This is a genomic window from Roseomonas sp. 18066, from assembly GCF_902706185.1.
Lineage (GTDB): Bacteria > Pseudomonadota > Alphaproteobacteria > Acetobacterales > Acetobacteraceae > Pseudoroseomonas.
The window spans coordinates 1-12,813 of the sequence record NZ_CACSJM010000158.1 but is presented as its reverse complement, the minus strand read 5'-3'; the positions used below and the strand labels follow the sequence as shown (position 1 = coordinate 12,813).

Sequence of the window (12,813 nt, the reverse complement as noted above, 5' to 3'; positions counted from 1 at the left end):
GAATGCCATCCCCCCCGAGGCGCCCGGTCGGGGGGGACCGGGCGCCTTTCTCTTGCGCGGGGCGTAAATCGCAGCAGCCGGGCGGCAGCCCCGTGGCGCCCCCCCTGGCGGCCCGCGGCCTCGCTCTCTAATGCTGGGGCATGCCCAAACTTCGCCTGCTGACCTGGAACATCAACTCCGTCCGCCTGCGCATGCCGCTGCTGGCCGAGGTCGCGCGCCAGCTCGATCCCGACGTCATCTGCCTGCAGGAGACGAAGTGCCCGGACGAGTTCTTCCCGCACGAGGCCATCGCGGCGCTCGGCTACCCCTATCGGGCGGCGCGCGGGATGAAGGGCTACAACGGCACCGCCATCCTGTCCCGGGTGCCCTTCGCCGAGCGCGCCACCGACCCCAACTGGTGCGAGCGCGGCGACTGCCGGCATGTCGGCGTCGATCTCGACGTGCCGGGCGGGCTGGAGCTGCACGACTTCTACGTCCCCGCCGGCGGCGATATCCCGGACCGGGAGCTCAACCCGAAATTCGCCCATAAGCTCGACTTCCTGGCCGAGGTCACCGCCTGGAACGCCTCGCGCGGGGCCGCCAAGCGCGCCGTGCTGGTGGGCGACCTGAACATCGCGCCGCTGGAGGACGATGTCTGGAGCCACAGGCAGCTGCTGAAGATCGTCTCCCACACCCCGGTCGAGGTCGCGGCGCTGAACGCCTGGGCCGCCGCGGGCGAATGGCACGATGCCATCCGCCATTTCGTGCCGCCGCCGGAGAAGCTCTACACGTGGTGGTCCTACCGCGCGAAGGACTGGCTGGCGGCCGATCGCGGCCGGCGGCTGGACCATATCTGGTGCAGCCAGGACCTGGCCGGAAAGCTCGCCCGGCACCACATCCACAAGGAAGCGCGGGGCTGGACCCAGGCCAGCGACCATGTTCCGGTGCTGCTCGAGCTCGCGCTTTGATCACAGTGTCGTGTGCTGCAGGGGGCCGCGCTCTCCTCACGCTTACGCTGCGATAAATTCTTGATTCGGGGGCGCCTTTGCCGCCAAAGCCCTGCCCCGGACACCGATGAAAATTTCTCCCCGGCCTTGCCAAGGCAGGTCCGGGCCTCCCGAAAACGGGGGATGCATGCCGCGGCGGCGCCCGGCAGACTGCGAGAAACACTCCCCTGAGGAAGTTTGATGGCGCGATTTCTGGTGACCGGTGGGGCTGGCTATGTGGGCAGCCATGTGGTGCTGGCCCTCATCGAGCGGGGCGACGAGGTCGTGGTGATCGACGACCTGCGCCAGGGCCACCGCGCCGCCGTGCCCGCCGGCGTGCGGCTGGTCGAGATGGACCTGGCCGACCGCCGGCAGCTGACGGAAGTCTTCGCCGGCTGGAAGTTCGACGGGGTGCTGCATTTCGCCGCCCTCTCCCTGGTCGGCGAGAGCATGCGCGACCCGCTGCGCTACCTGTCGGAGAACCTGACCAACACGCTGGGCCTGGCGGATGCCGCGGTGAAGGCGGGCTGCCTGCGCTTCGTGCTGTCCTCCACCGCCGCGCTGTTCGGCTTCCCGGAAAAGCTGCCGATCGACGAGGGCGCGACGCTGCTGCCGGCCTCGGCCTATGGCGAGAGCAAGCTGATGGCCGAGCGCGGCCTGGACTGGGCCGACCGGGTGCATGGGCTGCGCTCCACCGCGCTGCGCTATTTCAACGCCGCCGGCGCCGATCCCCGCGGCCGGCTGGGCGAGGACCATGACCCGGAAAGCCACCTGATCCCGCTGGCGATCAATGCCGCGCTGGGCCTCGGGCCGGAGCTGACGGTCTTCGGCACCGACTATCCGACCATCGATGGCACCTGCATCCGCGACTATGTCCATGTCACCGACCTGGCGGACGCGCATCTGCGGGTGATGGACCGCCTCGTCGCCGGCGGTCCCAGCCGCCGCTACAATGTCGGCAATGGCAGCGGGTATTCCGTGCGCCAGGTGATCGAGGCGGTGGAGCGTGTCGCCGGCCGCCCGGTGCCGCACCGCATCGGCCCGCGCCGCGCCGGCGATCCCGGCGTGCTGGTGGCGAGCAACGCGAAGCTGCGGCAGGAGACCGGCTGGACGCCGCGCTTCGACGCGCTGGACGATATCGTCCGCACCGCCTTCCAGTGGCGCGTCGCGCATCCGCGCGGCTATGACGACCGCGCGCCGCCCGCCCAGGCGGCCTGATTCTTCCTCCGATCGGCGCGGCGGCCGGAAGTTTCCGGCCGTCCCGAAAATAAGCCGGGCGGCCAGGGCCTTGGCGAAGTGGCCGGCGGGGTCATCTGCCCTTGATGCCCCGTTCTCGCCCTGCCCCCGCCACCGCCCCGCATGTCGTCGTCATCGGCGCCGGCCCCGGTGGCCTGGCGGCCGCCATGCTGCTGGCGGCGCGCGGCGCCCGCGTCTCCCTGCTCGAGAAGGACGGCGTTGTCGGCGGCCGCAGCCGGCGGCTGGAAACGCCGGAAGGCTACCGCTTCGACCTCGGCCCGACCTTCTTCCTGTATCCCCGCATCCTGGAGGAGATCTTCGCCGAATGCGGCGAGCGGCTGGCCGACCATGTCCGGCTGACCCGGCTGGACCCGCAATACCGGCTGGTCTTCGACGGCGGCGCCGGGCCGGTGATCGATGCCACCCCCGATGCCGCGCGCATGGCTGCCGAGATCGCCCGCATCGACCCGCGCGACGCCGCCGCCCTGCCGCGCTTCCTGGCCGACAACCGCCGCCGGCTGGCGCTGTTCCGGCCGATCCTGGAACGCGGCTTCGCCTCGGCCGCCGACCTGCTGGCGCCGCAGGTGCTGCGCGCCCTGCCGCATCTGCGCCCGCATTTGTCGCTGGATGCCGAGCTGAAGCGGCATTTCCGCGACCCGCGCACCCGGCTGCTGTTCTCCTTCCAGAGCAAGTACCTGGGCATGAGCCCGTTCCGCTGCCCCGGCCTGTTCAGCATTCTGTCTTTCCTCGAATACGAGCACGGGGTCTTCCACCCCGAGGGCGGCTGCAACGCGGTGGCCGAGGCCATGGCCCGCGTCGCGGCGAAACAGGGCGTGGCGATCCATCTCGGCCAGCCGGTGGACCGGATCACCTTCCAGGGCCGGCGCGCCAATGGCGTCGTGGTGAACGGGGAAAAGATCGAGGCCGATGCGGTGGTGATGAATGCCGACCTGGCGCATGCCCTGCCGAAGCTGGTGCCGGAGGCGCTGCGGCCGCGCTGGACCGACCGCAAGCTGCAGGCTGCCCGCTATTCCTGCTCGACCGTCATGCTCTATCTTGGCGTCGAGGGCCGCTTCCCGCAGCTGCCGCACCACACCATCCTGCTCGCCGAGCAGTACCGGCAGGGGCTGGAGCAGATCGGATTGGGAAAGATCCCGGACGAGCCTTCTCTCTATGTCCACAACCCGGTCGCGACCGACCCCTCGATGGCGCCGCCCGGGCATTCCTCGCTGTATCTGCTGATGCCGGTGGGCAATCTGCGCGACGGCGATGTCGACTGGGCCGCGGCGCGGCCGCGGCTGCGGGCCACGCTGCTGGCCCAGCTGGTCGCGCTGGGCATCCCGGATATCGAGGCGCGCATCCGGCATGAGCGGATGGTGACGCCACTGGACTGGCAGGAGGATTTTGCGGTGGGCTATGGCGCGACCTTCAATCTGGCGCATGACCTGGGGCAGATCCTGCATCGCCGCCCGGGCAACCGCTTCGGCGACACCGAGCACCTGTACCTGGTCGGCGGCGGCACCCATCCGGGCAGCGGCCTGCCGGTGATCTACGAGGGCGCCCGCATCAGCGCCGGGCTGCTGGCCGATGACCTGGGCCTGCCGGGCAAGGCCCTGCCCGGCCTGCCAAGCGGGGGCCTGCCAAGCGGGGGCCTGCCGGGCGGGGGCATCGCCGCATGAGCCGGCTGGTCGTCATCGGCGCCGGGCTGGGCGGGCTGGCCGCCGCCGTCACCGCCGCCGCGCGGGGCCATCGCGTCACCCTGTTGGAGAAGAACGACTGGCTCGGCGGCAAGGCCGCGCTGCTGGAGCTGCCGGTGCCCGGCGGCAATGGCGCCTATCGCTTCGACATGGGCCCGACCATCCTGACCATGCCGCGGGTCCTGAAAAGAATTTTCGCCGAGGCGGGGCGGCCGCTGGAGCAGGCGCTGAAGCTGATCCGCCTCGACCCGCAATGGCGCTGCTTCTTCGACGATGGCCGGCAGATCGACCTGCGCGAGGATATCGGCGCCATGGCCGCCAGCATGGAGGCCTTCGCCGCCGGCAGCGGCGAGGGCTATCGCCGCTTCCAGGCCATCTCGCGCGAGCTGCACGAGATTTCCGAGCGCTTCTTCTTCTGGAAGTCGGTGGGCGGCGTCATCGACACCATGGACTGGCGCGCCCAGTTCAGCGGTGGCGCGCTGCGCGACCTCAAGGCGCTGCGCATGGGCCAGAGCATGGCCGGCGTGGTGCGCAAGGAGGTGCCCGACCCGCAGCTGGCGCAGATGCTCGACCATTTCTGCCAGTATGTCGGGTCGTCGCCCTATCTGGCGCCGGCGGTGCTGGCCGGCATCGGCGACATGCAGGTCTCCGAAGGCGTCTGGTACCCGGAGGGCGGCACCCGCGCCGTCGCCGTGGCGCTGGAGAACCTGGCCGGCGAGCTCGGCGTCGAGCTCCGCCCCGGCTGCGCCGCCACCGGCATCGAGCTGGAAGGCGGCCGGGTGGTCGCGGTGAAGGCCGGCGCCGAGCGCATCGCCTGCGACGCCGTGGTCTCCAACGCGGACGCCATCCGCACCATGGTCGAGCTGCTGCCCGAGGGCGCCATCCGCCCGCCGAAGCACGAGCCCGCCTGTTCCGGCGTGGTGCTCTATCTCGGCCTCGACCGCCGCTATCCGCAGCTGGCGCATCACAGCTTCGTCTTCTCGGCCGATCCGGAGGCCGAGTTCGACGCCATCTACCGCCAGGGCATCCCCGCCCCCGATCCCAGCGCCTATCTGGCCGCCCCCTCGGTGACCGACCCCTCGGTCGCGCCGGAGGGCGGCGAGGCGCTCTATGTCCTGGTGCACACCCCCTATATCCGCCCCGGCCAGGACTGGGCGGCGATGATGCCGGGCTACCGCCGGGTGATCCTGGACAAGCTGGCCCGCACCGCCGGCCTCGAGGATCTGGAGCGCCACATCGTCGTCGAGCGCCACCTGACACCGCCCGATATCCGCGACCGCTACGCCACGCTGGACGGCGCCATCTATGGCCTGGCCAGCCATGGCCGCTTCACCGGCGCCTTCAAGCCGGGCAACCGGGTCAAGCGCATCCCCGGCCTGTACCTGGCCGGCGGCGCCGCGCATCCCGGCCCCGGCATGCCGATGGTGCTGATGTCGGGCTGGATCGCCGCCGACGCGCTGCATCGTGACCTGGCGGCCTGAGCGGCGGCCCACGGCGCCGGCCGAAGAATGCGGATGCGCAATGATGCGGTGCGAGACAGGGGGGATTAATCCCCGGCCACTTGTCCTCTAGCCTGGGCGACGTGGATCCCCTCGCCTTGCATTCGCCGCGCCTGCTGCGCCTGGCCGGCGCCGTCTTCACCGCCACGGCGCGGCGGCGGATGCGCGCGCCGCGCCTGGCCTGCTGGGGCGCGCCCGCGGTCACCGAGGGGCCGATCGTCGTCTTCGCCAGCCATGCCAGCTGGTGGGACGGGATTTTCTTCATGGCCCTGGCGCAGCGGCTGTTCCCGGCGCGGCGCGGCTTCGTGCCGATGCAGGCGGCGGCCCTCGGGCATTATTCGCTGTTCCGGCGCCTCGGCGCCTTTCCGGTCGACCCGCGCGACGGCGCCGAGCCCTTCCTGGCCACCGCCGCCCGCGTGCTGGCCCGCGACATGCTGTGGATGAACGCCCCCGGCCGCTTCGCCGATGCCCGGCGGCGGCCGCAGCCGATCGCCGCCGGGCTGGTCCGCCTGGCCGAGCGGGTGCCGCAGGCGCAGTTCATCCCGCTCGCCATGGAATACCCGTTCTGGAGCGCGCGGCGGCCGGAGATGCTGGCCGCCTTCGGCCCGCCCTTGCCAGGCGCGGCATTGCAGGCCATGCCTCGGCCGGCGCGGCGCGCGGCCCTGGCCGGGGCGCTGGGCGCCACGCTGGACCGGCTGGCGGGCGACGCCATGGCCCGCGATCCGGCGCGTTTCCTTCCGGTGGAGCAAGAGCGGGACGGCATGGGCGGCTTCTTCGACCGGCGGCGCAAGGCCGCCTCCGCCCGCGGCCTGGACCCGGAGCTCGGCCGATGACCTGGCTGGCCGTCTTGTCCTGCGCCCTGGCCGCGCTGCCGGCCCTGCTGGCCGCGCAGAACATCCGGCGCCAGCGCCGCGCCGGCGGCCGGCCGCCTGGGCCCTGCCTGGTCTCCATCCTGATCCCCGCCCGCGACGAGGCGGCGCGGCTGCAGCCCTGCCTGGACGCGGCCCTGGCCAGCGAGGGCGTCGCCATCGAGCTGCTGGTGATGGACGACAACAGCAGCGACGCGACGCCGGCCATCATCCGCCGCGCCGCCGCGCTGGACGAGCGGGTGCGGCTGCTGGCCGCGCCGCCGCTGCCGCCCGGCTGGACCGGCAAGGTGCATGCCTGCGCCCGCCTGGCCGAGGCCGCCCGCGGCACCCATTTCCTGTTCATCGACGCCGATGTGCGGCTGGCCCCGCATGCCGCGGCGGCGCTCGCCGCCCATGCCGAGGACCATGGGCTGGCGCTGGTCTCCGGCGTGCCGCGGCAGCGCCTGGGCAGCCTGGGCGAGGCGCTGACGGTGCCCGCCATCAACCTGCTGATGACCGGCTACCTGCCCGGCGGCGGCCGCGCCGAGGGCTTCGCCGGCCGCCACGACGCCAGCCTGGCCGCCGCCTGCGGCCAGCTGGTCCTGGTCGAGGCCGCGGCCTATCGCGCCGCCGGCGGCCATGCCGCCTCGCCCGGCATCCTGCACGAGGCGCTGGCGCTGGCACGGCGGATGCGCGCCGCCGGCCAGCGCAGCGAGGTGGTCGATGGCAGCCGCCTGGCCAGCTGCCGCATGTATACGGGCTTCGCCGAGGCCTGGGCCGGCTTCGCCCGCAATGCGCGGGAAGGCATGGCGACGCCGCGCGGCCTGCCGGTCTGGACCCTGCTGCTGGCCGGCGGCCACCTGCTGCCCTGGCTGGCCCTGGCGCTGGGCGGCGGCGCGCCCGCCCTGCTGGCCGTGCTGCTGTCGCTGGGCACCCGCGCCGCCATCACCTGGCATGCGAAGGAGCCCTGGTGGAGCGTGCCGCTGCATCCGCTGGGGGTGGCCGTGGCGCTGGCCATCCAGTGGCGCGCCCTGCTGGGCCGGCCGCCGGGCTGGAAGGGCCGCCATTACGACAAGGTGGCCAGCACATGACCGCGCCGCCGCGGCCCTTGCCCCCCCTGCCTTTGCCGGACGACGACATCCTGGCCGGCCCGCCGACCCGCGGGCCGACTTCGGAGAATTTCCCGGTCGCCTCGCGGCTGCTGGCGCCGGCGCTGCGCGGGCGCGTCCTGGCCTTCTACCATGTGGTCCGCGCGGCCGATGACATCGCCGACCATCCCGGCCTGTCGCCCGCCCAGAAGCTGGCCCGGCTGGACCGGCTGGCGGCGGCGCTGGAGGACCCGGCGACCAGCCTGCCGATCGCCCGCGCGCTGCAGGCCAGCGGCGACGGGCTGACCGAGGCGCGCATCATGCTGACCGCCTTCCGCCAGGATGCGGCGCAGAGCCGCTATCCGGACTGGGCCTCGCTCGAGGAATATTCCTCGCGCTCGGCGGTGCCGGTCGGGCGGCTGCTGCTGCGGCTGCATGGCGAGGTCGATGCCGGCGCGCTGGAGGGCAGCGACGCGCTCTGCATGGCGCTGCAGATCCTCAACCACATCCAGGACCTGGGCGACGACCGCCGGCAGCTCGACCGCGTCTACCTGCCGCAGGACTGGCTGGCGCTGGCCGGCGGCGAGGCGCGCTTCTTCGCCGATCCGGCGGCGCGCGCCCCGGTGCTGGCCTCGGCGCTGGACCGGGTCGAGGCGCTGCTGGACCGCGCCGCGCAGCTGCCGCGCCGCATCAACACCCGCCGCCTGGCGCTGGAGGCCGCGGTCACCCTGCACCTGGCCCGCCGCCTGCTGGAACGGCTGCGCCAGGGCGACCCGCTGGCCGCCCGCATCGCGCTGACCCGCAGCGACGTGGCCCGCGCCATCGTCGCCGCCCCGCGCCGCGGCGCCGGCGACGCCCGGCTGGTGCGGGCGCGGGTGACGCGCGCCCGCTCCTCCTTCGGCGGCGGCATGGCGGCGGCGCGCGGCGAGGCGCGGCGCGCGCTCTTCGCCGTCTACGCCTTCTGCCGCATGGTCGACGATATCGCCGACGGCGCCATGCCCGAGGCCGAGAAGCGCGCCCTGCTGCAGCAATGGCGGCGCAAGCTGGAGCAGCCGGACTGCCCGGCCTCGCGCGAGCTCGCCTGGGCGCGCATCGCCTTCACCCTGCCGCTGGCCGAATGCCACGCCATGCTGGACGGGATGGAGGCCGATTCCGGCCCGAGCCGCCGCATCGCCGACACGGCCGCGCTCGACGCCTATTGCCGCCAGGTCGCGGGCAGCGTCGGCGCGCTCGCCGTGCGCATCTTCGGCGCGGCCGAGGCCGAGCCCTTCGGCATCGCCCTCGGCCGCGCGCTGCAGCTGGTCAATGTGCTCCGCGACATCGACGAGGATGCGGCGCGCGACCGGCTCTACCTGCCGCAGGACGCGCTGCGGGCGGCCGGCCTGCCCGACGAGGCCCCGGCCCTGCGGCTGGCCGCCGACGACCGCCTGGCCACGGTCGCCGCTGACCTGGCGGTGGCGGCGGAAGACGCCTTCGCCCAGGCGGAGGCGCTGCTGCCGCGCCACCGCCGCGCGGCGCTGCGCCCGGCGCTGCTGATGCTGGCGGGCTATCGCCGGCTGCTGGCGCGGATGCGGGCGCGCGGCTTCGGCGCCCCCCGCCTGCGCGCCCGGCTCGGCACCGGCGACCGGCTGACGCTGCTGCTGCGCGGCTGGCGCGGATGACCGCCGCTTGAGCCAGGGCCTGACGCTGCATGTCGTGGGCGCCGGCATCGCCGGCCTGGCCGCGGCGCTGGAGGCGGCGGCGCGCGGCCATGCCGTGACCCTGCACGAGGCGACCGGCTTCGCCGGCGGCCGCGCCCGCGCCCTGCCGGATGGCGGCGACAACGGCACCCATGTGCTGCTCGGCGCCAACACCGCGGCGCTGGACTTCCTGGAGCGGATCGGCGCCCGGCACCGCTGGATCGAGCCGGAGCCCGGCAGCCTGCCGGTCTACGACCTGGCGACCGGCCGGCTGCGCCAGGTGGCGCTGGACCCGCGGCGCTGGCGCGACCCGGCCCGCCGGCCGCCGGGCATGACCTGGCCCGGCTTCCTGGCCGTGCTGCGGGCCGGGCTGCCCTGGCAGGGCGGCACCGTGGCCGAGGCCTTCGCGCGGCACCCGGTGCTGCTCCGCGGCTTCGTCGCCCCCCTGGTGCTGGCGGCGCTGAACACCGATCCGGCCGAGGCGGGGGTCGCCTGGCTGGGCCCGGTGCTGCGCCGGCTGGCGCGGCCGGGGGCGGGGCGGCTGCTGGTGGCGCGCGACGGGCTGGGGCCGGACCTGGTGCAGCCAGCGCTGGCGGCGCTGGGCCGGCAGGGGGTGCGGCTGCAGCTGGGCCACCGGCTGCGCGGCATCGAGCGCCAGGGCGGCCGCGCCACGGCGCTGGTCTTCGGCGACGGCGCCGTGCCGCTGGACCGCCGCACCGCGGCCATCCTGGCCCTGCCGCCCTGGGAGGCCGCCCGGCTGCTGCCCGGCCTGGCGGTGCCGGCACAGCATGCGCCGATCCTGAACCTGCATTTCGCGCATGCCACCGGCGGGCCGCCGCGCTTCCTCGGCCTGCTCGGCGGCGCGGCGCAATGGGTGCTGCTGCGGCCCGGCGCGGTCTCGGTGACGATCAGCGCCGCCGGCGGCCAGGCCAGCGACGCGCTGGTGCCGGTGGTCTGGTCGGAAATCCGCCGCGTCGCCCTGGCCGCCGGCCTGCCCGGGCCCTGGCCGGAGACGCCGCCGCCCTGCCGCCTGGTGCGCGAGCAGCGGGCGACGCCGCTGCATGGGGTGGAGCGCGCCGGGCCGCCGCGTCTGCGGCCGCTGCGCCACCTGGCGCTGGCCGGGGACTGGATGGCGCCCGGCCTGCCGGCGACGCTGGAAGCGGCGGTGCGCACCGGCCGGCGCGCGGGCCAGGCCTTCGGTTAGGTGGCGATTGCATGGCTGGCAAGCCATGCGAAACGAAATGCTGCACCTGCGAAATGCGCAGCACTCCGTTAACCCGGGCGGGCCTAAGGTTCCTTCGCAGCCGCAGCATCGCGGCGCCCGAAAGGATCAAGGGGTTTACCCATGTCCGACCTGATTTTCCTCTTCGTTCTCGCCACCCTGGTTGGGGGTGGACTTTACGCTCGCTCGTTGATGGAGCTGTCCTGGCCCAAGGGCCTGCCGCGCGCGCACGGCGCCGACTGAGCTTTCCCCGATCGGGGATGCGGGCGGCGGGTTTCGAACCCGCACTCCCCGGGGGGAAGCAGATTTTAAGTCTGCTGCGTCTACCGTTTCGCCACGCCCGCCTGCGGCATCTCTGCCGTGGGGCCTCTCTGCCATAGGGGGCGATGACGGAAAAGAGGGGCGCGCCTTAGCGGGCGCGCCGCACCAGATTCTCGCAGCGATTGTCCTCGCCGATGCCGAAGCGCACCGTCGGCAGGATCGCCAGCGGCAGGGCGATGATGCCGAGGCCCACCGCCGCCCCGGCGCGTGCGCCGAGCTCCAGCAGCTCCGGCCGCACCGAGGGGTTCCTGAACGTCCCGCCGATGTCGATATCGGTGGTCAACGCGCCGATGGTAAAATGCTTGGCCTCGGTGCGCAGGGCGTAGTCCAGCCGTTCCCGCCGCAGGTCGATGGTGCCGGTGCCGGAAATCAGCGAGCTGTCGGTGTCGATCAGCACGGTGTTGGTGTTCAGCACGCCGCGCCGCAGCGCCATGTCGGCAATGAAGCATTCCACCTTGGTGCGGTTGGGCAGGCCCAGCGCCGAGAGAATGGCATTGCCCAGCTGCAGCCCCGACAGATCCACCAACAGAGAAGAAAGATTGCCGCCGGCCATGCCTAGCGTCACCGCGCCATCGCCCTGGCCCAGCATCTCGGCGATGCTGCGGCCGCGGGTGTCGATGCGGGCGGCGCCGCCGATGGCGCCCTGGCCCTCGCCCAGCGGGGTGACGCCCATCAGCCGCGACAGGTCGACGCGCTGGAAGCGCACCTCGCCCTTGGCCGACAGGCCGCCGCCGGCGATCGGGCCGAAGTCGAAATTCCCCTCGATCCGGCCGCGGCCGACGCCGAAGCGCAGCGGCTTCAGCGCGATGGCGCCATCGACGATGTCGAGCTTCGCATGCACGTCGTCCAGCGGCGTGGCGCTGCCCAGGATATGGCCGCCGTCGTAGGTCAGGTGGATATCGGCGGCCTCGAGCTTCGGCAGGTCGACCGGCGTGTCGGGCAGCACCCGGTTGCGCGCGGCCTGGCGGCGGTCGGGGGCCTCGCCCGGCTTGGCGCCGATGAAGCCGCCCAGATCGTCCAGATCCACCCGGCGCGAGCGCAGCGTCGCCTCGACCAGCGGCCGCGTGTTGGCGCGCGGGGTGACGGCGATGTCGCCGCCAAGATCGCTGCGGCCGACCACGCCCTCGATGCCGGTGAAGCGAATGGCGCCGGCGGCATAGTCCAACCTGCCGGCGATGCGATAGGGCGGGGTCGGCGGGATCGGCACGCCGGTCAGCGGCGTCAGCCGCGCCATGTCCGGCCCCTCCAGCCGCAGCCGGATATTGGCGCCGGCGAAGCGCAGCGGGTCGGACAGCGTGCCCTCCAGCGCCACCTTGGTCGGGCCATTGGCGACATCCAGCTTGATCGGCCAGGGATTGGCGGCGTCGCGCAGCGACAGCACCGCGCCACCGGTCAGCTCGCCGGTGATCGGCTGGCCGGCATAGGTGCCCTCCGCCGTGACGCGGATGCGCGACGGCTGGCCCGCCGGCTCCTCGGTGGCGATGGCCATCCGCATCTCGGAGCGCAGCTGCGCCAGGCTGACCTGGGCGCGGCCGTCCTGGATGCGCAGGGCGCCGATCTGCGGCTGCTCCTCGGGCGGCGTCGGCGGCGCGTCCGGGTCGCCGGCCAGGCTGGGGAAGGAGAAGTTGTTCTTGCCGTCGGGGTTCTGGATCAGCCGCAGCGCTGGCTGGGCCACGGCGATGTCGGGGATGACGATGCGGCGGTGGCGGATGAACTCCATCACGTCGATCCGCACGGCCAGCTGCTGCAGGGCGGCGAAGGGCGGCTCCTCGGGGAAGCCTTCCGGATTGGCGACGCGCAGCCCGCCGACGCGCACCTCGGTCACCCGGCCCAGATCGACATCGAGATCGGCGATGGTGACGGCGCGGCCCAGCGCCGCGGAAGCCTGGCGCTCGGCCAGCGGGATGAACCAGGCCCAGGACCAGAAGACGAGCAGCAGCAGGACCACCAGCACCGGGATGCCGGTCCAGATCAGGATGCGCCGCATGGCCATGGCTGGTTCCTCTCCCCTGCAGAGAGGAAAAAGCCGTGCCGGGCGCAAATAGTTGCGGCCAGGGGTGTTCCCCTGGCCGCGATCAGGCGACGGAAAGGCGCGGGGGCTTAGCCGCCGCGGCCGGCATCGAAGCCGAGGAAACCGCGATCCGGCTGCGGCGTGCCGCCATCGGCGGCGCCATAGCGCGGCGCGGGGGCCGGCTGCTGGGCGCGCTGGGTGGCGGCGGCACGGGCCGGGCGCGGCGCCTCGGCGACAGGGGCCGGGC

General features: G+C 73.6%; 9 protein-coding genes and 1 tRNA gene. 8 read left to right on the top strand and 2 right to left on the bottom strand.

Going from position 1 to position 12,813, the window contains the following annotated elements; translation table 11 throughout:
* Positions 1–140: 140 nt before the first annotated feature.
* The 8 genes from GVN67_RS24150 (at position 141) to GVN67_RS24115 (ending at position 10,216) form a co-directional block, all read left to right on the top strand.
* Positions 141–947 (top strand): exodeoxyribonuclease III, encoded by an 807-nt coding sequence (locus GVN67_RS24150; RefSeq protein ID WP_159999876.1) that lies wholly within the window; start codon positions 141–143, stop codon positions 945–947.
* A gap of 219 nt (positions 948–1,166) precedes the next feature.
* Positions 1,167–2,183 (top strand): UDP-glucose 4-epimerase GalE, encoded by a 1,017-nt coding sequence (gene galE / locus GVN67_RS24145; protein ID WP_159999875.1) that lies wholly within the window; start codon positions 1,167–1,169, stop codon positions 2,181–2,183.
* A 104-nt stretch (positions 2,184–2,287) separates the two neighbouring features.
* Positions 2,288–3,880 (top strand): phytoene desaturase family protein, encoded by a 1,593-nt coding sequence (gene crtI / locus GVN67_RS24140; protein ID WP_159999874.1) that lies wholly within the window; start codon positions 2,288–2,290, stop codon positions 3,878–3,880.
* Positions 3,877–5,379: an NAD(P)/FAD-dependent oxidoreductase gene (locus tag GVN67_RS24135; RefSeq protein ID WP_159999873.1), complete on the top strand. Its 1,503-nt coding sequence runs from the start codon at positions 3,877–3,879 to the stop codon at positions 5,377–5,379. Before crtI ends, GVN67_RS24135 begins: the two co-directional genes overlap by 4 nt.
* 116 nt (positions 5,380–5,495) lie before the next feature.
* Positions 5,496–6,230, top strand: a complete 735-nt coding sequence (locus GVN67_RS24130) for a lysophospholipid acyltransferase family protein (RefSeq protein ID WP_235035453.1) — start codon at positions 5,496–5,498, stop codon at positions 6,228–6,230.
* Positions 6,227–7,336, top strand: coding sequence for a glycosyltransferase family 2 protein (locus GVN67_RS24125; RefSeq protein WP_159999872.1), 1,110 nt, complete (start codon positions 6,227–6,229; stop codon positions 7,334–7,336). The genes GVN67_RS24130 and GVN67_RS24125 overlap by 4 nt, the downstream gene beginning before the upstream one ends.
* Positions 7,333–8,994 carry a squalene/phytoene synthase family protein gene (locus tag GVN67_RS24120; protein WP_159999871.1) on the top strand — a complete coding sequence of 554 codons (1,662 nt, stop codon included), beginning with the start codon at positions 7,333–7,335 and terminating at the stop codon, positions 8,992–8,994. Before GVN67_RS24125 ends, GVN67_RS24120 begins: the two co-directional genes overlap by 4 nt.
* Positions 8,995–9,001: 7 nt before the next feature.
* Positions 9,002–10,216 carry an FAD-dependent oxidoreductase gene (locus GVN67_RS24115; RefSeq protein ID WP_159999870.1) on the top strand — a complete coding sequence of 405 codons (1,215 nt, stop codon included), beginning with the start codon at positions 9,002–9,004 and terminating at the stop codon, positions 10,214–10,216.
* Positions 10,217–10,495: 279 nt separating this feature from the next.
* On the opposite strand, the gene GVN67_RS24110 is transcribed toward GVN67_RS24115, so the two are convergent.
* A tRNA-Leu gene (locus tag GVN67_RS24110) sits at positions 10,496–10,578 on the bottom strand.
* Positions 10,579–10,643: 65 nt separating this feature from the next.
* Complete coding sequence (locus tag GVN67_RS24105; protein ID WP_159999869.1) at positions 10,644–12,548, bottom strand: AsmA family protein; 1,905 nt, start codon at positions 12,546–12,548, stop codon at positions 10,644–10,646.
* Positions 12,549–12,813 lie beyond the last annotated feature (265 nt).

What these genes read in the sequence shown, in the direction of transcription:
- GVN67_RS24150 (WP_159999876.1), top strand. Translation starts at nt 141, where the DNA reads ATGCCCAAACTTCGCCTGCTGACCTGGAACATCAACTCCGTCCGCCTG.
- galE (WP_159999875.1), top strand. Translation starts at nt 1,167, where the DNA reads ATGGCGCGATTTCTGGTGACCGGTGGGGCTGGCTATGTGGGCAGCCAT.
- crtI (WP_159999874.1), top strand. Translation starts at nt 2,288, where the DNA reads ATGCCCCGTTCTCGCCCTGCCCCCGCCACCGCCCCGCATGTCGTCGTC.
- GVN67_RS24135 (WP_159999873.1), top strand. Translation starts at nt 3,877, where the DNA reads ATGAGCCGGCTGGTCGTCATCGGCGCCGGGCTGGGCGGGCTGGCCGCC.
- GVN67_RS24125 (WP_159999872.1), top strand. Translation starts at nt 6,227, where the DNA reads ATGACCTGGCTGGCCGTCTTGTCCTGCGCCCTGGCCGCGCTGCCGGCC.
- GVN67_RS24120 (WP_159999871.1), top strand. Translation starts at nt 7,333, where the DNA reads ATGACCGCGCCGCCGCGGCCCTTGCCCCCCCTGCCTTTGCCGGACGAC.
- GVN67_RS24105 (WP_159999869.1), bottom strand. Translation starts at nt 12,548, where the DNA reads ATGGCCATGCGGCGCATCCTGATCTGGACCGGCATCCCGGTGCTGGTG.